The organism is Chitinophaga ginsengisoli (genome assembly GCF_003014595.1).
Lineage (GTDB): Bacteria > Bacteroidota > Bacteroidia > Chitinophagales > Chitinophagaceae > Chitinophaga > Chitinophaga ginsengisoli.
Genome location: NZ_PYGK01000003.1, coordinates 572786 through 598180, shown reverse-complemented (window position 1 = coordinate 598180; position 25395 = coordinate 572786). Strand labels below are relative to the sequence as shown.

The window sequence follows — 25395 nt, the reverse complement described above, 5'->3', positions numbered from 1 at the left end:
GTTCTTTCTGTATTAAAGTTACGTCATGATGTTACGGGGTTGTTTAGGAGTTCAACGCTGAACTTTGGAAAGAGGGAATATCACTTAGGAGTTAATACTGCTGTTCTTTCTCAGTTCACGTGGGCTCATTGAAAAACGTTTCTTTACGGCGTAGGAGAAGCTGGAGTAATCGGTGTAACCGAATTCTTCAGCAAGGTCCTGCAGGGGCACAATCGTCTCGGTGAGCTTGCGGTAAATGATACGCATACGCGCATTTTGGAAGAAGTCGTATACGGTAATACCGTGACGGCTCCGGAAGATCTCTTCCAGCTTCTTTTCATTCGTACCGGCAAATCTTGCCAATTGTTTGAGGGTCGGAGGTGATGGTTGCTGCAGATGTTTCAGCAAATGAACCTCTGTTTTCTGGCCCCTTTCATGGTCGGCCGCGCTCAGGCCGTTGGCATCTGTAAGGTAACGTGAAAGCATATCAAGTGATTCAATAATGAGTTCTCCGGTTTTCTGTTCTCTGTATTTTTCGCTGGCAGCCTTAGGTAACTGGCGTTCGGTAATATCCTGTATAATATTGCGAAGGCGTTCATGGGCGATCATATGCTGATCCAGGAGGGTAATGGTATTTTCATTGTCCAGCTTCTTCAGCAGGTCTTGTACTATCGGGAAACTTTCCTGGTAACTTTTCATCTCCTCCACCGGGATCTGGATGTCCAAAGCAACATATACTCCCGCTGCTTTGAAGCGGACCACGTGGCGGAGCCTGGAAGCTACCACTATATTCATCTGGTGCTGAAACGTCTCACTCTCGTGACTGTTCAGCTCATAAAACATACTCCCCTTTAATGTATGATGCAGCAGCAGATCGTCCACATTTCCTTTTACTTTGAATGCTGTCGGTTTATTAATGATATAATGACTCACCCATGCATTGTAACTATGATTCGCCACCTGCTGAAACAGGATACAGCCATAGCTGTCACTCACCGCATAAAACGGCATTGTGCCCTGCAGCGCGTAGCTGGAATAGGCGTCGGGCATACCGGGGGTGAACAGTATCGGCTGACCGATGTGGGTTGAAATTGACAATGGTAGGGTCATCGTACTACCAAATTAGAACACAGTACTGCAACGGCATTACCAGTCTCATAATTTTCTTTTTTTCCGTTTTGCGTAAATACTTTTCCCTTTTTGTCTCAAATATCTTTTGCCGCTGCCTGACCTTCGCACACTAGCCCGGTAAGGCCACCGGCTGATGCAAATGGGGAACGATATGCAAACAAACACCAGGAAAAAAGGGAAATCCCGGGGCAAGCAACTGAACGCCTGGCTACACTTATGGCTGGGGCTGGCGTCGGGTATCATTGTATTCATCGTCAGCATCACCGGCTGCATCTTTGTATTCCAGCAAGAGATCAATGAATGGGTACATCATGATGCCTTGTTCGTCGCCGCCCGGCATACATCTGTTCTCCCATTAAGCGTATTGCAGGAAAAAGCACAGACTGCTTTGGGAAAAGATTTTCCCATTCGTAGTGTCTTTTCCTACCGGGCGCCCGATCGTGCCTGGGAGTTCCTGACCTATGCCGAAGGCGACGAAAATGCCCTTACCATCTTCGGCGCTACCGCTTACTATAAAGCGGCATACGTAAACCCTTATACGGGAGCCATAACAGCCGTGCACGATCTGAAACATGATTTCTTTGTGATCATTAAATACCTGCACTGGAGCTTACTCCTGAATACAAAGTACGGTCAGCCGATAGTCGGATGGGCTACTTTCATCTTCGTTATCCTCCTGATCACAGGTCTGATACTCTGGTGGCCGAAAAAATGGACAAAAAAAGCCCGCGAACAAAGCTTTCAGATAAAGTGGTCAGGCAAATTCAAACGCGTCAATTACGACCTGCATAATGTACTCGGTTTTTATTCATTGTTGATAGCCCTGGTATTGGCCCTTACCGGAATGGTATGGGCCTTTAAATGGTTTCAGGCTACCGTGTATGTGGTAGCCTCCCGTAGTATGACGCCGCCACAACGTAAAGAAGTGCAGTCAGATACTTTAGCACTGCCACTGGCAGGCAGTAATCCCCTGGATGTGGCTTATACCACTGCTGTACAGCAATTCCCCCAAGCAAAACGTATAGCGGTATTTGCCACGCCCGACGCTAATACAGCCACCATCCGGATGGCTGCCTATTGGGGAAAGGAAACCTATTACGACCGTGACGACCTGCAGTTTGACAAGCACACCGGTAAACTGCTGGCACACGAAACGGCGAAAGACAGAAATGCGGGAGAGAAACTGATCGGTATGAACTACGATATCCACGTAGGAGCTATCGCCGGCCTGCCAGGTAAGATCCTGGCATTTCTGGCCAGCCTGATCTGTGCCAGCCTGCCTGTGACCGGCTTCCTGGTATGGTGGAATAAGGGGAGGAAAAGAAAAGGTCAACAATCAGTAAGCATGCTGTATGTTACGCAAAGTGGGGGTTTCACCACAAATATTGCCCCCATCCAGCATAACTGATACATATTACACTGTTTATATGAAAGCGTCAGCCACCGGCCGACGCTTTTCTCTTCCTCGTGTTCTTCCTGGGGTTAAGTCGTGGGGTGACAGGCCGTATCGTGACAGGCAGCTCCTGGCCCTTGAAGGCGGCAGTGATGATCTTCCCGACTGCTCTCTTGTCGCACCTGTCGAAATATGCTTGTATGAATGCGGGGTCCATAATAGTAGTTGTTGCGTGTGATCAATAGCTGTACGGGGTATTATGTTAAGTCAAAGGTAGGCTGGTGGGAAACCCTCCACAATGGGAAATAGCAGGGATATAGGGAGGGTGTTTTTCCCGGGGAAACGGCATGATCCGCCCCCGTGTCTATGACGCCGGATGATTCTCTTTAAAATAAAACGGGTCTTTTGTGATGGGAATGATCACAAAAGACCCTATATCTTTTCGTAGGTATGTTTGTTAATCCTGGACCACCGGTTCAAACACCTCCACCTTCTTCTGTAAGTCCTCCGCCGGTATGCCGGTAAGATCGGCTGCCTTCTCTATATCAATGATCTCTTCCGCCACTAATCTGTAGATCATTCTGTCAAAACGATGCGCTTCCTCCTGGCCTATATAACTGCCCAGGTCTGTTTCATCGGGATTATCGGCGAGCAGTTTTAAAAAGGTATTGGCATTTTTACGGTCAATGATACCTTTGAAGACTGCCTGCTGCATAATAGCCCGCATCGGCAATCCATATTGCGCTTTGATACAAACCAATTCACCCGGAGCGATCGCCATCCGTTTGCTACCTACACAATTCTCCAAAGCATCCCCCGGTAATAACATCGCTGCTGCGAAGATCTCGCAGATCTTATGCCTGTCTGTATCGGCAGGGATCTTCTGTTTGGGGGTATCGGTGGTGATCTTTAGTAAAAGCTGTCCCAGTTCGTACATGGCGGCAAATCGTTTGATAGCGGTGGGGCGATCTTTATGCAGTACGATGACTGGTATTTTCCCCACATAAGTACTCAAACCTTCAAAGTTATCCGGTGAGGATACCTGGATCACGCGCACGCCCTTTTCTTCCAGCATTTCCGTTACATTATGCAGGGCGCCCCCTCCCAGGTTCCACTTACTCAGCAGCTTGGTCGCAACATCCGCAGCCGCCTGTTCATCAGCAACAGGAATGGGCTTTATTGGGTTGGTGAATTTAGACCGGATATTGAGTAGTGCTTCTGCCTGCAGATAACGCTCCAGGATGTCTTTTACCTTTTCTTTGATGCTCTCGGCCTGTTTTGCTGATAAGTCGCCCTTGCGGGGAATCTCAAATTCCGGTAGGTTGAACACCGGCTGACTATCAAAATAAGTGGGTTTCACTTCCAGTGCTGTTGAGAGCAGCAGTAATATTTTACGGGAAGGCATCATCACGCCTGCCTCATATTTGCTGAGGGCCTGCTTGCTGACCGTATGAGAAGTTTTAATAACTAGTTCCTGTAAGGACCAGCCTTTGATCTTACGTGCCGCTCTTAATCTCTCTCCGAAATGTTGCATAAATTAAAATTTAAGGGGCATCGATCCATTGTTGTTGGGTTGAGCTCTGTGAGAGCTGTTTTCTTATAACGTGTCATTTTGATAACAGAACGATTAACCGGTTTGGCGGCAAACTTATAATTATTTGTTCAAAGAGCGAACTTCCTTTATAAATAGCACAAGAAAGACAGGTTGGAAATAATTTGAATATCTTTAAGTAAATACAACTTGTTGATGAAAAACCCATATTACCTGTTCTTGTGTACAGCACTGGCCCTGGCAGCCTGTAATCAGGGAAGCCGGCAGGCCGGTATTGCTGATGATTCAACGGCTATTAAAGCCATCGATTCCGCCGGACTGGCAAAGGATATTTCCGTGCTGGCCTCCGACGAATTCCAGGGCCGTAAGCCCTTTACGATAGGCGAAGAGAAAACACTGGCCTACCTCATAAAACGGTTTAAGGAAATAGGACTAAAACCGGGTAATGATACCAGTTTCCTGCAGGATGTACCCATGGTGGAAATTAAATCCGTACCCGAAGGAGACCTGCATATTGCCGGTAAAAAAGGTGACCTGAAACTCACTTACCTTGACCAATACGTAGCTGGTACCAAACATGTACAGGAACGGGTCGCGATCAGCAATTCAGAAATGGTATTTGCCGGTTTCGGTATTGTGGCGCCTGAGTACAACTGGAACGACTATGCCGGACTGGATGTAAAAGGGAAGACCGTGGTCGTGATGGTGAATGATCCCGGCTTTTATGACAGTACCCTGTTCAAAGGCAAGACCCGTACCATGACCTATTACGGTCGCTGGACGTATAAATTTGAAGAAGCCGCCCGGCAGGGTGCCGCGGGTATCCTGATCATTCATGATGTGTTGCCTGCCAGTTACGGCTGGACCGTAGTACGCAGTGGCTGGTCAAAACCCAAACTGGACCTGCAGACACCCGATGATAATAAGAGCCGCGCCACCATCGAAGGATGGCTGACCCTGGAATCTGCTAAAAAACTGTTCGAGCTGGCAGGCGTGCCTGATAGTATCATGAACCAGGCTAAACACCCCGGCTTTAAACCGGTGCCCTTGCATGTGACGGCCTCCCTCGCATTGCAAAGTAAGATCCGGAAATCTGTTTCCCACAACGTAGCCGCCCTGCTGCCCGGTACTGAAAGGAAAAATGAGTATATCATCTACTCCGCTCACTGGGATCACCTGGGCGTAGGAGAAGCCGTAAAAGGCGATTCTATCTATAACGGGGCGCTGGATAATGCTTCTGGTGTAGCAGGTCTCCTGCAACTGGCAACGGCCTTCTCGAAGCTGAAACAGGCGCCTAAACGCTCTGTATTGTTCCTGGCATTAACAGGAGAGGAACAGGGTCTGTTGGGCTCTGAGTACTATGCTGCACATCCCATCTATCCCATCAAATCGACCGTGGCAGATATCAACATGGACGTGCTGAATTTCTTCGGACGTACCAAAGACATTACCATCATTGGTAAGGGTCAGTCTGAACTGGACGACTATGCCGCCAGATCTGCAGAGAAACAGGGCCGTTTCCTGATTCCGGAAGCAAATCCTTCCGGCGGATGGTTCTTCCGCTCTGACCATTTCAATTTTGCGAAAGTGGGTATTCCATCCTTGTATCCAGGTAGTGGTAACAAATCGCTGGTGCACGATTCCGCCTGGGCGCCTGATCATATCGCCGCTTATGGCCGGGATCATTACCATTCTCCTTTTGACCAGATGGACCCCAGTTGGGAATTGTCAGGAATGGTGGAAGATGTGCGTTTCCTGTTTGATGTAGGTGCGACCTTGTCAAACGAAGATAAATTCCCACAATGGAAGGAAGGTTCTGAATTCAAGTCGAAACGTTAGGGCTCAATATATAGTCTGATAATCCGGAAGCAGCGCTAGTGCCACTTCCGGATTTTTTTATTCCACCACACTATATTTATCAGTAGCTATGCACCCACCAATGGCTGTATGCTAAACGGTGCCTGTGCGAGGAAGTCATACGCCTTATTCCCATAATGGAACAGGTTAGGATGTTGCTGGGCAGAAAACCCCTGTTTGATAGCAACAAAAAGAGCTGTATAACTGCTGATCTCCTCTTTCATGACCTCTTGCACCTTGGCGGTAAACATACCATTGCCCCATACTTCCATCGCCAGTTCATCATCCTGGCAGGCGCCAAACTGTACCACATAAGCTGCAATATCTGCCGGACCAGCGCTGAGTTGCGCCTGTATGCCATCGTATTCGCTTTTGTGGTTATTGTAAGTACGAACCAATACATCAAGGGGTGCTACACGGGCACGGATATAGGTAGCAGCGTCCGTTGTAGTGGTGACCGCTTCTGCGGCTCTGGCAACAGAGCCGGAATGACAGCTGTCGGAGAATATCAGTATGCGTACACCGGGTTTAAATTTGCTGAAGCATTCAAACAATTCATCGTCGATCAGCTGCCGGTCATACAGGCACCAGGTTTCATCAAAACCATCCATCTCACCGAAGTTGTTGGTTTCATCATGATTCGTGTCTATAATAGCGCCGCCATGCCCTGAATAGGTGAGCAACAGTATATCGCCGGCTTGCAGTTGACTGGCGGCATTGCTTAGGTGTTGCAATACGTTCTGAGAAGTAGCGTCTTTGGTCAACAATGGGTAAATGGATTGGAAACCTGCCTTTTCAGCAAGCGCTTTATAAACTGCTGCATCGTTCTCGCAGGCGAAGAGTTCTCCGTTCCAGCCTTCATAGCTGTCGGGGTTCACAGCATTCAAACCGATGTGCAGTGCATAACCTTGTGGTGTCATTGTTGGATGCTTTTTAGTTTGTCAATATTGCTGATATTAAACTGCTCTGGTTTGCTCTTTACATCTTTGATGCTGTCTGAGAAGGCAAGAATGTGATTGATCGTCTTTTTGACGACATTAGGTGGGATCTGTAACCTGCTGGCCAGGTCATTCACATTCAGATCATCATTCAACTTCTCAATGTAATACAACAGGGTGCTGACTGTCTGCGATTGCAATAGTCTTTCACCTATTTCCTCAGGTGTGACTTCATCACCGATAATCCTTTCTACAACATTGAAGATGCTATCCGTCAGCGAGCCTCCTGATGTAGCGTCTCCCGTTTGTTGCTTTGTTGCAGGAAGGGGCGCTGGCAGATAGGAGGTCCACACCATATCGCAGTACAGTTTATCAGTAATATCTTCCAGTAAACTATCGTCTACAATAATGTCCGGATGTGTAAGGGATGCCCTGATCACGGCCCTCACACCGGCCAGGAACATGCAGGGCTGACTGAGTGTAAGAGCCGGAATAGGGTCTTTGTAATACTGTGCGGCCATTACCTGTAAGGCTTTGACATCAGGTGTGTCTTCACCGAGGAGGGCGGGCAGGTCTTGTGCCACATTTCTGAACAAGGCCTCATTGTCAGTTTCAGGACTACTAAAATAGACATATGCCGCCAGCAGGCCTTTCATAGGAGAGGCCCACTGTCCCTGCTCAAACTCCAGCAATACCTTTTCCGGCAGGTAATAGACACCATTATGGAATTTATGCCGGAGCCCGTCTATACGGTAATTGCCTTCATCGTTGTTGATAAACCCACTTTTACGGGGTGCAATAAACACGCTCATAGAGGGGAAGATAGGGCCATATCCGAAGGTGAGGAAAACCTGTGTCTGCCAGCATTTATCCGGGAGTCCCGGCAAACAGGTATTGCTTTTAAATACCTGTAGCGGAATTTCCCTGGGAGGGATGTCGTCGGGACCTCCATCACCATTATGAAATTTATATCCACTGTAATGCAGGTAATAAGTGCCTATTGGCAATACTGCGTGAAAGGCCATCCAGCCGGTATCTGTGTCTTCCCTGATATTATTGCCTTCCAGTCGATATAATACCTGCCGGTCTGCATCCAGCAATGAGAAACCATTGCCCAGCGAAAGCTGTTTCGTGTTCAGTTCCTTCCGTTTCTCAAGGTCTGTATACCGGAAGAAAAGAAAGATGGCGCCACCTTCGGTAGTGTCGTCTGTCGGCACGGTAGGTTCGAGGCTGTAATGTTGTGCGTTGTGGGTATAATACTCATGCGACGATTCAAAGCGGTCGGCTACCAGTGAGGAATATACCGGAGGCGTAGGGATGTCATAACTGGTATCTTCCGTGAGCCTGACATGCTCCTTGACAATGTTCCCATCCAGCTTTAGCGTGATGCTATAGAGCCCTTGCGGCAGGTTGAGATCCAGTTTCTCATATCCCCTTGCGATATCTTCCAGGAAGCCGTTATACACCGTGAGATGCGCAAAGTCAGACATCACGCCAACGGCGGAAACGGTCAGTTTAAAGGTAGGGGCATTAGAATTCATAAATCATAGTTTTAAGGGTACCATCTATGGTGATAAATGAAGACTTTTTGGAGATCTTATCTGTTATCTGGTGATAACCTTTACCCAGCGGGATCAGCCAGGAATCACCCGCCTGCACAACGCCGGATTTGATATTACTTAGGTCAGGACCATCCAGGGAAATGTCGCCACCGGTCTTGAACTGTATCGTCAACACCGTGCCGGGCGTTCTGCCGGTTTTGTGGATCACATAATCCAGTCCGTAGCTGTTATTGCGGATATCTGAGCGTACTGTTTGTGTTTGATTCTTTTCTTTGGCATATGATTCGGTTTTCTCCCTCACATAGTCCAGGAAGCTGGTAATAGTGATATCGCCGCTGTTATTCACAGCGCCACCGTTCAGTGCTTCCAGCAAGGCCCGGGAAAAATACCCGTGTACCTGCAGATTACCGTTTGTGTTCATCATACCTTCCCAGGCGGGATTTTCATACTCTGAAGCATACATGAGCACTGCCATGGTATTGGCGCCTCCGGGTCTTGATCCGCCGAGCATAGAATGCAGGGGTTTGGTATTGATCTTCCTGTCACGGCAGCAGTCCAGGAAGAAATACACTTCCTTGAAAAGGTCCTTTTCCACCAACAGATCCAGGTAAGCTTTGGAGGAAAGGGCCGCATTATAAAAGCTGGGCGACCATATAGGCAGGCACATCCCGTTCACTTCCCAGTTGGCGCCAAAGCCATGACCGGAGAAGTAAAAGTAGAGGCGCCGGGCAGGTGTGGCTTCTGCCAGCTCAAGAATGTCTGACAGTGCCTTATCAATCGCCAGCTGGTCAGGCATTATACTACCGGGCGCTGAAGGAATAAAAAAGACATGCTTCGGATGGAGGTTACCGCCATCCGCTTTGATCAGCCAGTTCCTTAAGCGGCAGGCATCGGTGACAGGAGCGTTTAACTGCGCTAAACTTGCATAGTGGCTTACGCCAACTATGATGGCATAATCCTGTTCATTAACAGGTAGTCCTTTGATCAGGTTCTCGTTCGTCACCTCTTCACAGGGGCCTGTGGTGGTAGGTGCTGGTGCTTCGGAGACAAGTGGTTGGGAGCTCATGGGGTCATTTTTTTACAATTGAATAATGTTGCGCCGCATGGGAGGAAATACCAGTACGGTCTGCATAAAGTCATACACATAAGTGAATGCTGGGGTCTGTTTGATAAAAGCGTGCTGTTAGAAAATGTCAGTCTTTATATCTTTCAAATGCCGGTTTCTTTGGGGTATGTATTCTGAATATAAAATTAAACTACTAGTGTGATGTTAACAACTTTAATTGACATATTATAGTGTTTTATGTATTGAGAATAAACTATTTGTGAGGAGGAGATTACAGTGGTCGAACAAGCATCGAATAAGGAACGAACTAGGTTCGAACAAGCGTCGAACAAGTATTATGGTCAATCCAGGGTGAAAAAGCAGCAAAATGACAGATTACTGATACTATTTTAACCAAAAAGCTTTGAGAGAACGAGCAGAGAAGAAGCAGAGACTTAGCAGAGAAGACGGAGAGAATAAGCGATGATGTCAGTTTTGTATGGGAACCATCAGGAAGGCGGCGGGGCAAAATACAGGTGTGCGTATTGTTGGCAAAGGTGGTAATGTGCAAGAGCGATACGGGTGTTTTTCCCATAGTAAAACTTCTTTGTCCCGTATTTGTGATGATCGTGTTGAAAATCCGTTGAGGCGTTCTAAATTGTACCTGCTAAATAACCTCAATAACAATTTAAAACCCCACAACATGAAGAAGATTGTAGACTTCAACGGGCTTCCGGCCTTCAACATCCTTAACAGGCCAGTAAAGGTAGTCGAGATTCATCCGGATCTGCACTCACCAATGTCCTTCCGGAGCGATCCATTAAGTATCGGCAGGCCGATTCCTTATGCAAAGGCTGAACAATGTATGCTTGCCCATTCGGCCATTATGAAATTGCACGGTTTTGAAGAAAATGAAGGAGATACAATAAATGTTGTTCTCACCCGGAGCCGTCAAATAACATCGGCTGAACAGTTTCTGGGAGTGCCTTTTATCCGTTGGCTAGAATATATTCATAGTGTGCTTGAGAGCCAGTATGCACCTGGATTGGTTCAAATAGTGACCAAGCTGGTATTTGCATTTTATACCGATACTTTTTTAAATGATCCTGAATTGAATTTTTCTGAGGCTGAGAAGGAAAATAAGAAAGGTCGCATTTCGGTATTTCTTGTACCGGTTGTATTGGATACATCTAAAAATATACTCGGCGCAGGTTCAGAAGTATACGATTTTGGAAGTCTGCAACCCTAATAAGATATGATCATAGACTACTTTCAGTACTTTCAATTGTTAAGCCTCCTCGTAGCCATCATCTGCTACAGGGGGCTTAACGCCTGTAACCTTGTATTGTTTATCCCATTGTTATTGCTCACCAATATCATTGAGCTGGTAGGAAGCAATTACCGGTTACTCGGCTGGACGCATAACTATACCATGTACAACTGGTATATTATTTTGTCAACCCCCATCAATCTTTACCTGTATGGTCAGATGCTACATATCAGAAAGAATGAAAAGCCCGTGTATGTGACCATCGCCGTCCTGTCTATGCTGTTTATCATCCTGAATTATATTTTTCTCCAGGGGCCTGACCAGTTCAACAATATTTCTGTTGTTTTGATTGAAATCCTTAATATTGTTTTCTCTTGTTTCGTGTTATTGCGATTGGCATTTAGAGGCGATGTGCTGGTTAGTATATTCAGAGAGCCTTATTTCTGGATCAGTGCCGCCAATTTGCTGTTTGGCCTCATTACCTTAGTGCTGCTTGGATTGCAGCAATATATCAGAAGTAATCATATTGTGATCGGTAAGGATAGTCTGTATCATGCTATTTTGCCTGTAGTAAATATTATTCTCTATTCCTGTTATTGCCTGGCGTTTATATTATGCAGGATGCAAATAAACAGATCATCATCATCATTATTGCAGTAATCGCCGTATTGCTGTTTCTGGGTATTTTATTTCTGATAATGATCTGGGCATACAACAACAGGAAGCAACAGGTGGAAGTCGAAAAGCTACAGATGAAACACGATTTTGACAGACAGCTGCTGCAATCCACGTTAGAGATCCAGGAAGAAACGTTTAATAACATCAGCCAGGAATTGCACGATCATGTAGGGCAGCTACTCAGCCTGGCCAAGGTACAGTTGAATATCATGGAGCAACGCGCAGAACAGCCATCCGGTAGCCTGCGGGAAGTAAAAGATACAATAGGACAAGCTATGACCATCCTGCGGGACATTGCCAAAGGACTCAGCACAGAAAGAGTACAGATGTTCAGTCTTGCGGGCAACATTGACCAGGAGGCCGAAAGGATCAACAGGAGTGGTGCTACCCATGTGGTTTTTCAACTGGAAGGTACCGAAAGACCCATGGAGGCGCAGGGAAAACTGATCCTCTTCAGGATCATACAAGAGGCTTTGCAGAACGTGCTCAAACACGCCGCTGCAGCAGAAGTGATTATCACCTGCAAATACATGACAGACCTGCTATATATCAGTATTTGCGATAACGGCACAGGTTTCAACGTAGAAGATGCCCTCAGCAGAAAGAACGGATTAGGGCTGCAGCACATCACCAGCAGGGCCGCTGTACTGGGAGGGCTTGCCAATATTACCAGCAGCGCCGGCAAAGGAACCATCATTACGATCACCATACCTAACGTATGAATTTAACCGCACCTCATGTCAGAAATAAAATATATCGCCATTGTTGATGATCATACAATGTTCCGTAAAGGACTATCGATCCTGATCAACCTCTTTCCTGCTTACGAAGTATTATTTGAAGCAGCTAACGGTAAAGAACTGATCGATAAAATTGATCCCGACCGCTTACCCGACATTGTATTACTGGATGTAAACATGCCTGATATGGACGGCTATGCCTCTGCCGAATGGCTGCGGGTAAACTACCCTGACATCAAAGTACTGGCCCTAAGCACCATGGATGCAGAGACGGCGATCATAAAAATGATCCGCCACGGGGCCAAAGGTTACATCCTCAAAGATGCAGAACCGGACGAATTAAAACAGGCGCTCGATGAAGTGTTGACCCTGGGCTATTATTACAATGAGCTGGTCACAAGAAAGGTGATGCAATCCATCAATCACCTGGTAGATGAGAAGTCGCCCTTGAATGCTATTGTGAAATTAAGTGACCGTGAAATGGAATTCATCCGACTGGCCTGTAGTGAAAAAAGTTACCAGGTCATCGCCAAAGAGATGTTTGTAAGTGAACGTACCGTAGATGGTTACAGGGAAGCCCTGTTTAAAAAACTGAATGTATCCACACGTGTCGGCCTGGTATTGTATGCCGTAAAGAACAATCTGGTGGTGTTGTGAAACGATTGGAGTAATTTGCAGAAAATGCGCACGTATGAACGGACGACCAGGCCTCAGTATCATTGAATCTATCAGGAAAAGACCAGTTATGTTCCTGGGAACTACTAACAGCTACGGCATCCGCAGGTTGTTGAAAGTAGTGATATCTGAATACCTGGAAGGTGTTACCGGCATCCATACAATAGAAGTTACCTTTAACCCTGACAATCACATCAGTATTGTCATATCTGGTCTGTCAACAGACGAGCTGGAGCATGAAATTGCCCTGCTGCATCATGTCACATCTCCCAAGAATTATAAGATCGGCATGCTAATAGGCGTCAGCAAGGTATTCCTGTCAAGGATAGTGTCCCACCCCGACAGGCATGTACTGGCGGCGCAGGCAGGCACATTTGAGCTCTCCGCAGCCGCCTGTTCTCCGGAGGAAACGGATGTCATTAAGCTGGATTTTCAGCTGGATGAAGAAATATTTAAGGATAGTCATGCCTCCTACATCCCCATGAACATTATGCTTCAGCAGCTGGCTTACCTGAATGCGGGCCTGAAGATCATCAGTGTGGATAACAGGGGAGAACTGCAGCGTAATGTTTTCTATTTCAAAAAAGGAATAAAGGAGTTATTCAATAATGTACTGGAGAAACACGACTATGGCAAAAAGGATTCCTGGCTGGCCATGGAGTTAAAGACTGCCATTAACGGTTACATCTATCACATTATCTTCAGATATCATTACATCTATACGAATTATCCTGCGCCCTACGTCCGGGCTTTTGCCAACAATGACAGCACCAAATCAGGCGGCTCATTGATTGATGGTGTATTTAAAGGATTACAGGATGCATTCAAGGCGATAGGAGAAAAAGAAGGCGTGGAGCTGAAAGCGCCAAGGAAGAAGATTGGCCGGCAATTGGTGCTGATGGCATCCGTCAAAGGAGAACCACTGGTGTATGCTGGCAACTCCAAAGACAAACTGGATATGCGTGCCATGAAAAGTGATGTACGTAAGTACGTAGGGAAAGTTGTTTATAAACACCTCCTGGCGCATACCCGCGACAGAAGAAGGGTATTGGAGCGATTTAAGAAGGATTAAGAAAGATAGATAAGAAAACAAAAAAGGTAAGAATGCAAAAGCAGGAAAGCCAGGAAACGCGAGAAAGATAAAACAGATAAGAACAATGAGAATGGGAAGAAAGCATTAATGAAAGTCCCAAAGAGATTGATGGCTAACTATAGTTGGACGTCCGGAAGCAGTCGTTTTCAGGTGGGAAGTACTGGCCTTAGTTATTTGAAGTGCTGATACGCCATACAGGGGTTTAATAAACAACCCCACGCCCAATGCGACCCACCAAAGCTCCATATATAGGAACTTCAAAGAACTACAGCCAGTACTCCCACCTGAAAACGCGGCAAACGCGGCAAACGCGGCAAACGCGGCAAACGCAGCAACCACGCCAACCGCCATTAAACTATTTCAACAACGCAACTATCTTCTTAAAGATCTCGGTATTCTCATACACCCCTCTGAAGTCGAGTGAATGCGGGCCATAAGCAAACACGGGTACCATCACAGCGCTATGGTCATTGCTACTGAAATGTCCATCCACATATCCTTTGGAAATATTACCATCCAGTAAGGATAATCCGCCCGTCTCATGATCCGCTGTAACGATCACCAATGTATGACCATCTTCATCTGCAAATTTCATCGCCGCGCCAATCGCCTCATCAAAATCCATCATTTCAGTCGCAACATAGGGCAGGTTGTTCACATGCCCGCCATAATCGATCTGCGCTCCTTCTGCCATGATAAAGAACTTTTGACGCAGTGTAGCAATGCTCTTTTCCAGGGAATGAGTCAGGAAGTTGCCTCTGCCACCCAGCATGGAAAGCTCTGCCCGTTTGTCCAGTACCAGGTATTTTGAAGCATGTAAAGTGTCAAGATCTTCCAGGCGGGTACTGAATACATAACCTTTCTCCTGCAGCAGGGCAGGCATATTCAGACCGTCTTTACGCTGATTGAAATGTTTTGCACCACCACCGATCATAATGCTGACAGGGCTGGAAAGGAAATGGGCAGCAATGGTATCTTCCAGTGCTCTTTCCGGTACGTGGCCATAAAAGGCAGCAGGAGTAGCATCTGTAATATCTCCGGCGCTGATGAGGGCACTCTTGTAACCTTTAGGCGCAATGATATCCGGGATGGGATTGAGGCGTACACCGGTATTATCCACACCGATGTAGCGGTTATTGGTCTTATTGCCAGTCGCCATGGCCGTACCACCAGCCGCGGAGTCAGTAATATAACTGTCGGAAGAATAAGTCTTCGAAAACCCGATATTACGCATCTGCAACAGGTTCAGCTGACCGCGGTTACCGGTGAAGCCTGCATAGATCTGTGCCAGTCCCATACCATCACCGATCAGGAGAATGACATTATTCACCTGGCCAAGGCTGTCGTTGTTCACATAGCGCGCAGGGTAGAGCGTATGCGGAGCAGCAGTACCGTTGTATTCCAGATTTTTTCTGTCAGTGAGGAAGGTGGCCAGGTCTTCCAGCTGGTCAGTACCTACGTAATTCACGCCCATGTTCATCAGCGTCTTCCAGGTATTTACATTATCTGCCGTACCCCAGAAACGTACTTTCTTACCGGCATTATGAACACTGTCAATCCAGTGCTGCATTTTCTCCCGTTCTGCTTTTACGATCAGCCCTTTGCCATTCCAGTTAGTGAAAAGTTTCACATCCACACTGTACATAGGGATACGTTTTAACTGTGCCGAAGTATAGCGCCCTTCCCGTTTGCCATCAAAATGGATGTAGGAAGGATATTGATCCCACAGCGCAGGCGCTGGTTGATCGCCACTGATGGTAACAACGATAGTCGGCGTTTTAGTGATCTCCGGATAATTTTCCAGTGTTTTTATCAATGCCTTTACAGTAGGTATACCGATGGTCTTAAAGTCGATCATCAGCTGTAAAGTATCCTTACTATTTTTAAAAGCAGTACCGCCGTTCTTGCGTACCTGCTCCTGTAATGGCTGCAGGTATAACTTTTCCAATGTACGTTCCGGGCGGATATCTTCTTCGTTATGCGCAACGAGTAATTGTCCGTTCCGCTCATATACATCTGCCTCTATAGATCCGAAATGACGGTAGTAAGCGGTCAGAAAAGGAATAGGATGCTCATAATCGTTGTGGGCATGAGCGCTTAGTGTGGTATACGCGCTGGTTTGCGCCCCTGCGGTCAGTGCCGCGAACAGAGAGAGGGAAAGAAAGGTAGACCGAAGCATGTGTTCTCGAATATTAAATAGTAAATAAAAAATTAGGAACTAAGTTCCGGAATATTAATACTCCTGGTCCTTAATTCCTAATTATTACATTGAAAAGATATTATTCCCAGCCAACGTTCTGTTTCACAACACCGTTGCTGCTGGTCACTTCACTTCTTGGTACCGGCCATACATTGTGGATAGCAGGATTGAAGTTACGTGCAGGCCATATTTCAGTACCGGCAAAACCGTGTAATGGTTTTGCATAAGTAGCCTGTGCATCGCCCCAGCGTACCAGGTCGAAGTGGTGGTTAGCCCACTCGCCCGCCAGTTCAGAACGACGTTGTTTTTTCAGCTCGGTCATGTCGGCATTGGTTACATCTGTCAGACCGGCACGGTGCCTGATCATATTGATCTCTTTATCTGCATTCTTACCTTGCATTAATTCTGCTTCCGCTTTGATCAGCAGCACTTCTGCGTAGCGGATCAGTGGCAGGTTCAGGTCTGTAGTAGGATGGTCTCCGTTAGGGCTCAGGTGAGCGCCGGCAGCATAGGAGAATGGCTCCATGTATTTGCGGAACTGGTAACCGGACAAGCTGTTGGTAGAACCATATGTGGTATCCTTTCCAAAAAAGGTAAATTGATCTCCTGGTTTCAGGATAGTCGCTTCTCTTCTTTTGTCGCCTGCCTCGTAGGAGTCGTACAGCTCTTTGGTAGGCATATAATATCCCCAGCCATTGTATTTACCCCAGCCTTTGTTCTCCAGCATAACACCTGGCAGAATACTACCCCAGCCGCTTTGGCCTTTTGCGTTGGAATATACTGACCAGATATATTCGCCGGTCCAGTTGTTGGCAATGGTGAATACATCTGCGAAGTTGTCCAGCAGTTTATGTTTACCACTCAAAATAACTGAGTCAGCATATTTCTCAGCGTTGGCATAATCCTTTTTATAGAGGAACATCTTACTGAGGAAGGCATAAGCAGCGGTTTTATGTGGACGACCATATAGATCGGCAGTGTATGTATCGAAATAAGGCAGCAGGGAGGCAGCCTTTAGCAGTTCTTTCCCTACATAGTCATATACCAGGTTCACGTTCGCAACACGTGGAATAGGTTTGTCGCCGGAGATACTATCACGGTTTACAATAGGTACGCCTGCACGGGCATCGCCATAAGTGTAGGCAAGTTCGAAGTACATAAGACCGCTGAAGAAATATGCTTCCCCGAGAAGGCGGTTCTTCAGCTTTTCATCCATATCGATAGAAGGCACATGTGTGATCACGTCGTTAGCACGTTTGATAACGATGTACCTCATTTTCCATTGTCCTTCCGTATAGGAACCACCGATGAAATTGCTGTTGAAATTTTTGATGTTATCACCTTCCGCTTTCACACGACCGGTTACCATATCATCGCTGGCGTTGATAAACCACCAGTAGCCACGGCCGTAGAAGTTTTCATCGTCAAAAAGGTTATACATAGAATTGGCGCCGGATACGGCGTCTGTTGACGTTTGCCAGAAGTTTCCGCTGGTAGGTGCTCCTTCAGGAGTAATGTCCAGCTTTTTATTGCAGGCCGCGAGCAGGGAAAGACCTGCGAGCGATAGGGTGATATGCTTTATTAGTTGTTTCATTATAATCGTCATTTGTGTGTATTAGAAATTAACGTTCAATCCGATCAGCACATTCTTAGCCTGCGGATAACGGCCCTTGTCGATGCCCAGTTCGTCCATACCCACTTCCGGATCGTAGCCGGTGTATTTGGTAATAGTGAACAGGTTGGTAGCAGTAACATATAATCTTACAGCACCAATATGCGCCTGGTTGGTCAGGTTGGCCGGCAGTGTATAACCCAGTGTGATGTTCTTGATGCGCAGATAAGAACCGTTCTCAATATACCAGTCAGAAGTATTACCGTAGTTACCATTCTTGTCGGTTGAAATGATACGGGTTACATCAGTATTTGTATGCTGTGGCGTCCATGCATTCAGGATGCCGGAAAGCATGTTGTAGTTGTTACCAACGCTGGGGTTCATGCTTGTAAATTTCAGTGCGTTGAACAGTTTGTTGCCCTGTACACCCTGTGCAAACACGTTCAGGTCAAATCCTTTATAGCTGGCATTCAGGCTGAGGCCATAAGAGAAGTCCGGGAACGGGCTACCTACGATCTGCCTGTCGTTGTTGTTGATCACGCCATCACGAACGCCGTTTTTGTCAGGCTGGTCGATAAACTTACGGTCACCTGGTTTCGCGTTCGGTTGGATCAGTGCACCATCTTTGTTCACGTAGTTATTGATCTCTTCCTGTGTCTGGAAGATGCCATCAGTTCTGATCACGTTATAAGCATAGATTTGATGGCCTACACGCGTTACGATCGGGTTGAGTGTACTGCGGACGTTGATGTTAGATGAGCTTACAACTTCGTTCCTGCCTTCTTCCAGTTCCAGCAGTTTGTTTTTAATGGCTGTTGCGGTAGCGCCAACACCGAAAGTGAAGTCTTTTCCAATTTTGCCATTATAGTTAATACCCAGTTCAAAACCGGCATCACGTGCTTTACCCATGTTTTTGTACATGCCTGTGCTAACGCCTGCTGTACTTGGTGGATCTAACTGCAGTATCATATTCTCGGTAGTCTTAATGAAGTAGTCGGCATTGATGGACAGGCTGTTTTTGAAGAAAGCGAGATCAGCACCGAAGTTGAGCTGGCGGGAGTCTGCCCATGTCAGGTTGGGATTAGACAGTGCATCTTCAGCAAGACCGGTTGTCTGAGCACCGTTACTACCGGTGTAGATATTAACAGATTTCATGTTGACGTTGATAGCGTTCGCAGGAAGACTTCCCAGGTTACCTAACACACCATAACTGGCACGGAGCTTCATAAAGCTGAGAACGTCGTTCTTCCTCAGGAAATCTTCTTCTGTCAGTACCCATCCACCGGAAACAGAGTAGTAATTCTGATAATGGTTCTGTGGCGCAACGAGAGAGCTACCATCACGGCGGCCCAATACAGTCAGCAGATATTTGCCTTTGTAGTCGTAGTTAATACGCCCCAGGATAGCTTCCATTGCAGTCTGGGACCTGCCGCTGGATGGTTTGTCCCAGGTGCCTGCGTTATCGAAATAGCGGTAAACATCCTTTTCATCACCAAAGTTGCCGGCAGATAAATAGAGAAAGGTATTGTCATCATGCTGATAAGTGTAACCAGCTACCGCAGTGATGTTATGTACTCCCGCAAATTGTTTGGTGTACGTTAATGTCTGTTCAGACAGGATGTTGGTTCCGTTCTTGATATTTTCAATCAGTCCATTGCTGGTATTGATCTTACCGATCTCCAGTGCGCGGGTGGTGAAGTTTTTCTGATCGCTGAAAGATTTGGTAACTGAGAAGTTGGAACGGAATAACAGGTCTTTTGTCAGTTTTACCTCAACGTAAGGATTGATGTTGATATTGCTCACCGGTGTTTTATTGTCCATCCTGCTCAGGATCGCTACCGGGTTGGCAAGGTCTCCGTATGAACCAGCATACGCGCTCGGCATACCGCTGAAAGCGCCGGTAGACGTATAAGGAGTAATATTACGCGGATAACCCAGCGCAGTGAAGATAGCACCAGTATAAGGGCTGGTGGTGTTCGCACCATTGCCGTTATTATAGGTAAAGGAAAGGTTCTCACCTATTTTCAGCCATGGTTTTATCTGTGCATCTGAATTCATGCGGAAACTATAACGTTCGGCATGTGTATTGAGCAGGATGCCTTCATTACGACGGTAACCAAAGCCCATGTAATATCTGCTTTTGTCAGTACCGCCTTTTACGCCCACGTTGTAGTCCTGGATCTTACCTGTGCGGAAGATCTCATCCTGCCAGTCTGTGCGTGTAACCTGGCCGTCAGGATATTTTGTAGCATTAAAAGCATCTGCCGGCGCTATACCTGCTGCGGTATATGCGATGTTCTCAACATCTGCGAATTGCTTTGCATTCAGCACGTCGAGCTTTTTAGCCGCGTACTGCCAGCCGGTTTTAGCATCCAGGGTAACAGTAGCAGTACCTTCCTTACCCTTTTTGGTAGTGATCAGTATCACACCGCCGGAAGCCCTTGCGCCGTAGATGGCGGCAGACGCATCTTTCAGTACGTTGATAGATTCGATATCATTTGGATTGATTGGACCGCCGTTATAGATAGATCCGTCAACAATATAAAGAGCCGATTCACCATTGATACCACCCATACCGCGAACGTAAACGGTAGGATTGGAGGTAGGATCGCCACCATTGTTCTGTATGATCACACCGGGAGCTTTACCCTGTAATGCTTCCGCAGCGTTGTTCAATGAGCGGGACGTCAGTTTGTCCAGCTGAACATCCGCAACAGCGCCTGATACAGTAGCTTTACGTTGTGTACCATAACCTACTACTACCAGTTGGTTCAGGTTAAGACTGTTTTCCACCAGTACGATCTGAAAGCTGCGTTGGCTGCCAACAGCGATCTCCTGTGTCTTAAAACCGATCATGCTTACTACCAGCACGAGGTTGTCGCTGGCTGTAGCAGACAATTTAAAATGGCCGGAAGCATCTGTACCGGTACCGATGGTTGTTCCTTTGATCATTACGGTAGCGCCGATCAGCGGACCATTATTATCATATACCGCACCGGTGAGTGTGATCTTTTCGGCTGTTGCCTGCAGGGTATTCATGGCAGCGAGAGAGGCGCTGTCATAGATCAATACGGTGTTGTACTTTTCTTCAAATTTCAGGGAAGACTGGCTGAGCAGGTCCTGCAGGATGCTGATCACTGTTTTCTTCTGATAGGTGTTTGCATGCACCTGAATCTTTTGCAGTGCAGCTTCATCGTAAGCAAGGCTGATCTGTGCTTTTGATTCCAGTTGTTTCAGTGCAGACGAAAGGCTGCCTTGCTGTACCTGGAAACGCTGCAGGATCTTTTGTAGCGCCTGTGCGCTGGAGGGCGAGGCGAAGGCGGTTGACGCCAGTACGAGCAACGCAAGTCCCGCGAGGAATACAGAGCGAAGCCGTAGAGAGAATTGTAGAGTGTTTTTTTGCATATATTATAGATTAAGGTAAAGGCATGAATATGGCTGTTCCACCGGAGTGGAAGCAGTATGCTGAGTAATGGATTGTCAATTCCTGCTGCTCTTAATTAACTTGTAGCTGATTGTTTTGCATGCTAAAATGAATTTTTGGTCTGTAACTGATTTTTTCAATAATGTCCAGGACTTCCTGCAAAGTCATTGTAGCCGGAATATGTAATGTGTAATTGCCCTGTTGTACGTCCAATGCTGTGGTAGCTGTGATACCGTACTGATTTTTTATGGTTAGTAATAGATCCTGTAAAGTGGCATTGCGTAGTATGATCTCTCCTTTTGTCCATGCGAGGAGGTCGTTAGCCGCAACGCTGTCCTGCTTTACAGCGTGTTCACTGAATGTTAGTCGTTCTGACGGCCCCAGGGTAGCCGGTTTATTGCCCTGGCGTTCTACCTGTACCTTACCGGTAGCAACGGCTACCCTTGATATATGTAAGGCGTTACTGGCTTCTATAGTAAAAGATGTCCCCAGTACTGTGGTGCGTACACCGCTATTGTCTGCTACGCTGAATGGCCGTGTATCTTTTATAACATCAAAGAAGGCCTTGCCTTCGGTTAGTTTAACTGGTCTTGTATTGTCCGGAAATTGAGATGGATATTGAATAGTGCTATAAGGACCTAATAATACGACCGTGTTATCCGGTAGTACGATCCGCTGTAATTGTCTGCTGGTATTTTTTACGGTCTGCCAATCCACGGAGACCTGTGCTAACTGCCGGGACGGATGTCGGAGATATTGTTGTGCAAAGTACCCTCCGATGATCAATGGAATCACTACTGCTGCTACACTGGCGATGCGCAGTCCTATGCGGCGGGGACGGAAGGTAGCATCCGGCCATATCTGCTGCTGCATGTTCTTTTTGAACTGCCGCATTTCAATAGCAGATAATGCAGGTACGGTATCGTCCTGTTCCAGTGCATCCAGCCATTTCGATAAAAGTGCCTCTTCTTCCGGCGAGCATTCACCCTGGCGGAATTTTTCCAGTAGTGCTAATAGTGTCCCTTTGTCCAAACTGTTCCTTGGTTTCTAATAAGACACCGGAAACAGGAAGTTTAACTATCGGACTAGCTGTCCTTAACAATTCGGTAACATGGGAGATTAGTTGGCGATGGTTTTCCAGCCATTGCGTAAGCGTTGCATGGCGGTACTGAGCTGGTTCCGGATGGTTTGGGGGGAGGTGCCCAGCTTACCGGCGATCTCGGCAACAGAAAGGTCTTCTATCCGGTGGAGGTAGAATACGTCTTTCATTTTGCCGGGGAGGCGGTTGATGGAATGCAGCAGTTGTTGTTCGGTTTCTTTAAGGTGTAGCTGTTCGGATGAAGAAGGGGCATTGGTGTCGAGTACCTGTGTGAAGATGTCGACATGTTTCTGGTATACGTGCTCGTCGCGGAGGGCGTTCAGCAGTCTGTTTTTAAGGGCGCTACGAAGATATGGCAGTATGGCAGCTACTTCCGGCAGTACGTCATGTTTTTCCCAGAGATGGATAAAGAGGGCCTGTACACTATCCTGCGCCAGGGAGTGGTCCCTGGTGATCTTACAGGCATAGGTGAAGAGAGGTGCCCAGTATTCGTCGAACAACTGGCGGAAGGCGGTTTCATTGCCTGTCCGGATGGAACTCCACAAAGTATGTTGACCTTCTTTTGCCATAGAATAACGTGGTGCAAAGTTATTGGTTGTTATGTACTGCTGTAGCTGCTCTAAATTATGAAATTGTTAAACAGGTTGTAATACAATAAAAAAAATCCCGGGCTATGGGGCCCGGGACTAAGAAGGTAGGTATATAGGGGGAATCGTTTACATCGCGGCCAATTGCACTTTTTGCTGTAGTTCGATGACATTGTCACGGAATGTATTGTCGGTATCCATCAGGTCTTTTACCGTCTGGCAGGAGTGGATAACAGTGGTGTGATCCCGTCCGCCGAAATGTTCTCCGATCGTTTTAAGCGAATTCTTGGTAAATGATTTCGCCAGGTACATGGTGATCTGTCGTGCCTGTACTATTTCACGTTTACGTGTTTTCTGCAACAACTTATCGTAAGGCACATCGAAATATTCGCATACCATTTTCTGTATACTTTCGATGGTGATCTCTTTGGAAGAGGTCTTTACGAAAGATTTCAGTACACGTTTTGCCAGTTCCAGGTCAATCTCTTTTCTGTTGAGAGAGGACTGAGCAAGGAGGGAGATCAGTGCGCCTTCCAGTTCACGTACGTTATTCTGAATATTATAGGCAACATACTTCACCACTTCTTTGGGCATTTCCAGACCATCGTTACGCATTTTCATTTCAAGAATTTCCATACGTGTTTCGAAGTCGGGCATTTGCATGTCGGCGCTTAATCCCCAGCGGAAACGGCTCAGCAGCCTTTCCTGTAAACCGTCCAGATCTTTTGGTGGTTTATCTGAAGTTAAGATAAGTTGTTTACCGGATTGATGCAGGTGGTTGAAGATGGCAAAGAATGCATCCTGAGTTTTTTCTGCACGCGCAAAAAATTGTATATCATCTACGATCAATACATCTATTAACTGATAGAAGTGAATAAAGTCATTGATGATACTATTCTTGGAGTGATCAATAAACTGATTGATGAATTTCTCTGCGCTTACATATAATACAGCTTTGTTAGGATGAATGCGTTTTACTTCATTTCCTATTGCCTGGGCAAGGTGTGTTTTACCAAGACCAACGCTACCATATATCACTAAAGGATTGAATGATGTACCGCCTGGTTTTTCAGAAACAGTTTTACCTGCTCTGCGTGCTACACGATTACAATCACCTTCAATAAAAGATTCCAGTGTATAGTGTGGATTCAGTTGTGAATCGATCTGTACGCGCTTGATGCCTGGAATGACGAATGGGTTCTTTACAGGGTTCTGTATAGTTAAAGGAAAATCTACCTCGCTGTCCTTCTTGCTGTTGGTAAACTGTCCAGGCATGTTTACTGTTTTCGGATGTTGGTGAGGAGTACCGTTTTCCACCACAATGCGATATTCAAGTCGAGCCTCTTTCCCCAGTTCGCGTTTGATTGTTTTTCCAAGCAATCCCACATAGTGCTCTTCCAGGTATTCATAAAAGAACTGGCTGGGCACTTGAATGGTTAAAACATTGTTTTCAAGCTGGATGGGTTTAATGGGTTCAAACCAGGTTTTAAATGGCTGCCATTCCACAATATCCCTAATTATATTAAGACACCTTTCCCAAACTTGTTCGCAAGTTTTATTCATTGAGCTATTGTAAATTAATGTTGTTCTTAAATTAAGGATTGTTCTCGAATTGTAAATCTTATCAACGTGGGGGGTTGATAGATTTTCAGACAGGACGACGAATATCAGTAGAAAATGTTGAAAAAAAAAATTTATCTCCCCTTGTTTTTATTTCTCTGATAACAGTTTGCCGACTCTGTTTTTCGCTGTTTTTATTCTCTTTTTTTTGCTTGTTTTTTTGCCATTTTAATACGATGAAAGTCAGTACTGCACTGCTTTGATAGACAGGCTTTTCCAGTTGACATTAACTTGTTTGTCATAGATATGTGTACTTACTGATAAAATACTATTGTACGCAACTACAAGCTATATTTTGATCATTAAAAATGATCGCTCCGAATGTTGATAATTCCATTGCGGGGGTGCAAAACTATGTTAGTAATTGCATTTAAAAAAATGTCCTTTAGGTTAGCAAATACCATGCAAAATTATTATATACGCGCCCGTACGTTAGGTAACTACTTCTATAACTGCCTGTTTTAAATTTTATTGCGTCGGACTTCTGCTAAAAAACCTATCTTTGGCCCTCTGAACAGCTAAAAATTTTTATATGAGTTTTGAAATAACCGGAAAACTGATCGTGAAGTATAATACGATGCAGCGTAGCGAAACCTTTAAAACCAGGGAGTTCGTTATCGAAAAGTCTGATGATATCAATGGCCGCGTTATAAATAACTACATCAAGTTCCAGGCGGTGCAGGACAGAACTGCTATCGTAGATCGCTTCAACGAAGGAGAAACCGTGAAGGTTTACTTCAACATCAAAGGAACCCGCTGGGAAAAAGACGGCAGGGTGAATTACATCACCAACCTTGATGCATGGCGCATGGAATCTGTTGTGGCAGGCGGATCTTCTACAGACTCAATGCCTAATTATAATACTTCCCAGGAAGTATCTTCCGGAGGTGCTCAGGCTGATGATCTGCCATTTTAATGCCCTGACAATAACAACTCGTTA

The 25395-nt window shown here is 46.2% G+C and carries 19 protein-coding genes; 8 read left to right on the top strand and 11 right to left on the bottom strand.

Features of this window, described 5'->3' with window-relative positions:
* Window positions 1-84 precede the first annotated feature (84 nt).
* Window positions 85-1089 carry a helix-turn-helix domain-containing protein gene (locus tag CLV42_RS10355; protein ID WP_106601830.1) on the bottom strand — a complete coding sequence of 335 codons (1005 nt, stop codon included), beginning with the start codon at window positions 1087-1089 and terminating at the stop codon, window positions 85-87.
* Window positions 1090-1261: 172 nt separating this feature from the next.
* Between CLV42_RS10355 and CLV42_RS10350 the strand changes: the two genes are divergently transcribed.
* Window positions 1262-2518 carry a PepSY-associated TM helix domain-containing protein gene (locus CLV42_RS10350; protein ID WP_245901585.1) on the top strand — a complete coding sequence of 419 codons (1257 nt, stop codon included), beginning with the start codon at window positions 1262-1264 and terminating at the stop codon, window positions 2516-2518.
* 442 nt (window positions 2519-2960) lie between these two features.
* On the opposite strand, the gene CLV42_RS10345 is transcribed toward CLV42_RS10350, so the two are convergent.
* Window positions 2961-4037 carry a helix-turn-helix domain-containing protein gene (locus tag CLV42_RS10345; RefSeq protein WP_106601828.1) on the bottom strand — a complete coding sequence of 359 codons (1077 nt, stop codon included), beginning with the start codon at window positions 4035-4037 and terminating at the stop codon, window positions 2961-2963.
* A gap of 213 nt (window positions 4038-4250) precedes the next feature.
* On the opposite strand from CLV42_RS10345, the gene CLV42_RS10340 reads away from it, so the two are divergent.
* Window positions 4251-5894, top strand: a complete 1644-nt coding sequence (locus tag CLV42_RS10340) for a M28 family metallopeptidase (protein ID WP_106601827.1) — start codon at window positions 4251-4253, stop codon at window positions 5892-5894.
* 86 nt (window positions 5895-5980) lie between these two features.
* Here CLV42_RS10340 and CLV42_RS10335 read toward each other — a convergent pair whose 3' ends face one another.
* Genes CLV42_RS10335 through CLV42_RS10325 form a run of 3 tightly spaced genes read right to left on the bottom strand, consistent with a single transcriptional unit; the run spans window position 5981 to window position 9478 of the window.
* Window positions 5981-6832 carry a caspase family protein gene (locus CLV42_RS10335; protein ID WP_106601826.1) on the bottom strand — a complete coding sequence of 284 codons (852 nt, stop codon included), beginning with the start codon at window positions 6830-6832 and terminating at the stop codon, window positions 5981-5983.
* Window positions 6829-8391, bottom strand: coding sequence for a hypothetical protein (locus tag CLV42_RS10330; RefSeq protein ID WP_106601825.1), 1563 nt, complete (start codon window positions 8389-8391; stop codon window positions 6829-6831). The genes CLV42_RS10335 and CLV42_RS10330 overlap by 4 nt, the downstream gene beginning before the upstream one ends.
* The gene (locus CLV42_RS10325) at window positions 8381-9478 is read right to left on the bottom strand and encodes a caspase family protein (protein ID WP_106601824.1); all 1098 of its coding nucleotides are present in this window, start codon (window positions 9476-9478) and stop codon (window positions 8381-8383) included. Before CLV42_RS10325 ends, CLV42_RS10330 begins: the two co-directional genes overlap by 11 nt.
* Before the next feature lie 682 nt (window positions 9479-10160).
* Here CLV42_RS10325 and CLV42_RS10320 point away from each other — a divergent pair.
* From CLV42_RS10320 to CLV42_RS10300, 5 genes are read left to right on the top strand one after another with little or no spacing between them, the layout of a single operon-like run.
* Entirely contained in the window at window positions 10161-10706 is a 546-nt protein-coding gene (locus CLV42_RS10320; RefSeq protein WP_106601823.1) for a hypothetical protein, read from the top strand.
* Window positions 10707-10712: 6 nt separating this feature from the next.
* Window positions 10713-11387 (top strand): hypothetical protein, encoded by a 675-nt coding sequence (locus tag CLV42_RS10315; RefSeq protein ID WP_106601822.1) that lies wholly within the window; start codon window positions 10713-10715, stop codon window positions 11385-11387.
* A complete protein-coding gene (locus tag CLV42_RS10310; protein WP_106601821.1) occupies window positions 11342-12127 on the top strand; it encodes a sensor histidine kinase in 786 nt (261 codons plus the stop codon). The genes CLV42_RS10315 and CLV42_RS10310 overlap by 46 nt, the downstream gene beginning before the upstream one ends.
* Before the next feature lie 15 nt (window positions 12128-12142).
* Window positions 12143-12802: a response regulator transcription factor gene (locus tag CLV42_RS10305; RefSeq protein WP_106601820.1), complete on the top strand. Its 660-nt coding sequence runs from the start codon at window positions 12143-12145 to the stop codon at window positions 12800-12802.
* Window positions 12803-12836: 34 nt separating this feature from the next.
* On the top strand, window positions 12837-13892 hold the full coding sequence (locus CLV42_RS10300) for a DNA topoisomerase subunit B (RefSeq protein WP_106601819.1): 1056 nt from the start codon (window positions 12837-12839) through the stop codon (window positions 13890-13892).
* Window positions 13893-14268: 376 nt separating this feature from the next.
* Here CLV42_RS10300 and CLV42_RS10290 read toward each other — a convergent pair whose 3' ends face one another.
* The 6 genes from CLV42_RS10290 to dnaA form a co-directional block, all read right to left on the bottom strand.
* The gene (locus CLV42_RS10290; protein ID WP_106601817.1) at window positions 14269-16092 is read right to left on the bottom strand and encodes an alkaline phosphatase; all 1824 of its coding nucleotides are present in this window, start codon (window positions 16090-16092) and stop codon (window positions 14269-14271) included.
* Between the two features lie 100 nt (window positions 16093-16192).
* Window positions 16193-17707, bottom strand: coding sequence for a RagB/SusD family nutrient uptake outer membrane protein (locus CLV42_RS10285; protein WP_106601816.1), 1515 nt, complete (start codon window positions 17705-17707; stop codon window positions 16193-16195).
* A 21-nt stretch (window positions 17708-17728) separates the two neighbouring features.
* On the bottom strand, window positions 17729-21130 hold the full coding sequence (locus tag CLV42_RS10280) for a SusC/RagA family TonB-linked outer membrane protein (RefSeq protein ID WP_106601815.1): 3402 nt from the start codon (window positions 21128-21130) through the stop codon (window positions 17729-17731).
* Between the two features lie 91 nt (window positions 21131-21221).
* Window positions 21222-22181, bottom strand: a complete 960-nt coding sequence (locus CLV42_RS10275; RefSeq protein WP_106601814.1) for a FecR family protein — start codon at window positions 22179-22181, stop codon at window positions 21222-21224.
* An 87-nt stretch (window positions 22182-22268) separates the two neighbouring features.
* Window positions 22269-22817, bottom strand: coding sequence for an RNA polymerase sigma factor (locus CLV42_RS10270; protein WP_106601813.1), 549 nt, complete (start codon window positions 22815-22817; stop codon window positions 22269-22271).
* 147 nt (window positions 22818-22964) lie between these two features.
* Complete coding sequence (gene dnaA, locus CLV42_RS10265; RefSeq protein ID WP_106601812.1) at window positions 22965-24398, bottom strand: chromosomal replication initiator protein DnaA; 1434 nt, start codon at window positions 24396-24398, stop codon at window positions 22965-22967.
* A 589-nt stretch (window positions 24399-24987) separates the two neighbouring features.
* Between dnaA and CLV42_RS10260 the strand changes: the two genes are divergently transcribed.
* Window positions 24988-25371: a DUF3127 domain-containing protein gene (locus CLV42_RS10260; RefSeq protein WP_106601811.1), complete on the top strand. Its 384-nt coding sequence runs from the start codon at window positions 24988-24990 to the stop codon at window positions 25369-25371.
* Window positions 25372-25395 lie beyond the last annotated feature (24 nt).

Bases quoted from the DNA above. Each gene is read 5' to 3' on its own strand.
- CLV42_RS10355 (WP_106601830.1), bottom strand. From the start codon at position 1,089: ATGACCCTACCATTGTCAATTTCAACCCACATCGGTCAGCCGATACTG.
- CLV42_RS10350 (WP_245901585.1), top strand. From the start codon at position 1,262: ATGCAAACAAACACCAGGAAAAAAGGGAAATCCCGGGGCAAGCAACTG.
- CLV42_RS10345 (WP_106601828.1), bottom strand. From the start codon at position 4,037: ATGCAACATTTCGGAGAGAGATTAAGAGCGGCACGTAAGATCAAAGGC.
- CLV42_RS10340 (WP_106601827.1), top strand. From the start codon at position 4,251: ATGAAAAACCCATATTACCTGTTCTTGTGTACAGCACTGGCCCTGGCA.
- CLV42_RS10335 (WP_106601826.1), bottom strand. From the start codon at position 6,832: ATGACACCACAAGGTTATGCACTGCACATCGGTTTGAATGCTGTGAAC.
- CLV42_RS10330 (WP_106601825.1), bottom strand. From the start codon at position 8,391: ATGAATTCTAATGCCCCTACCTTTAAACTGACCGTTTCCGCCGTTGGC.
- CLV42_RS10325 (WP_106601824.1), bottom strand. From the start codon at position 9,478: ATGAGCTCCCAACCACTTGTCTCCGAAGCACCAGCACCTACCACCACA.
- CLV42_RS10320 (WP_106601823.1), top strand. From the start codon at position 10,161: ATGAAGAAGATTGTAGACTTCAACGGGCTTCCGGCCTTCAACATCCTT.
- CLV42_RS10315 (WP_106601822.1), top strand. From the start codon at position 10,713: ATGATCATAGACTACTTTCAGTACTTTCAATTGTTAAGCCTCCTCGTA.
- CLV42_RS10310 (WP_106601821.1), top strand. From the start codon at position 11,342: ATGCAGGATGCAAATAAACAGATCATCATCATCATTATTGCAGTAATC.
- CLV42_RS10305 (WP_106601820.1), top strand. From the start codon at position 12,143: ATGTCAGAAATAAAATATATCGCCATTGTTGATGATCATACAATGTTC.
- CLV42_RS10300 (WP_106601819.1), top strand. From the start codon at position 12,837: ATGAACGGACGACCAGGCCTCAGTATCATTGAATCTATCAGGAAAAGA.
- CLV42_RS10290 (WP_106601817.1), bottom strand. From the start codon at position 16,092: ATGCTTCGGTCTACCTTTCTTTCCCTCTCTCTGTTCGCGGCACTGACC.
- CLV42_RS10285 (WP_106601816.1), bottom strand. From the start codon at position 17,707: ATGAAACAACTAATAAAGCATATCACCCTATCGCTCGCAGGTCTTTCC.
- CLV42_RS10280 (WP_106601815.1), bottom strand. From the start codon at position 21,130: ATGCAAAAAAACACTCTACAATTCTCTCTACGGCTTCGCTCTGTATTC.
- CLV42_RS10270 (WP_106601813.1), bottom strand. From the start codon at position 22,817: ATGGCAAAAGAAGGTCAACATACTTTGTGGAGTTCCATCCGGACAGGC.
- dnaA (WP_106601812.1), bottom strand. From the start codon at position 24,398: ATGAATAAAACTTGCGAACAAGTTTGGGAAAGGTGTCTTAATATAATT.
- CLV42_RS10260 (WP_106601811.1), top strand. From the start codon at position 24,988: ATGAGTTTTGAAATAACCGGAAAACTGATCGTGAAGTATAATACGATG.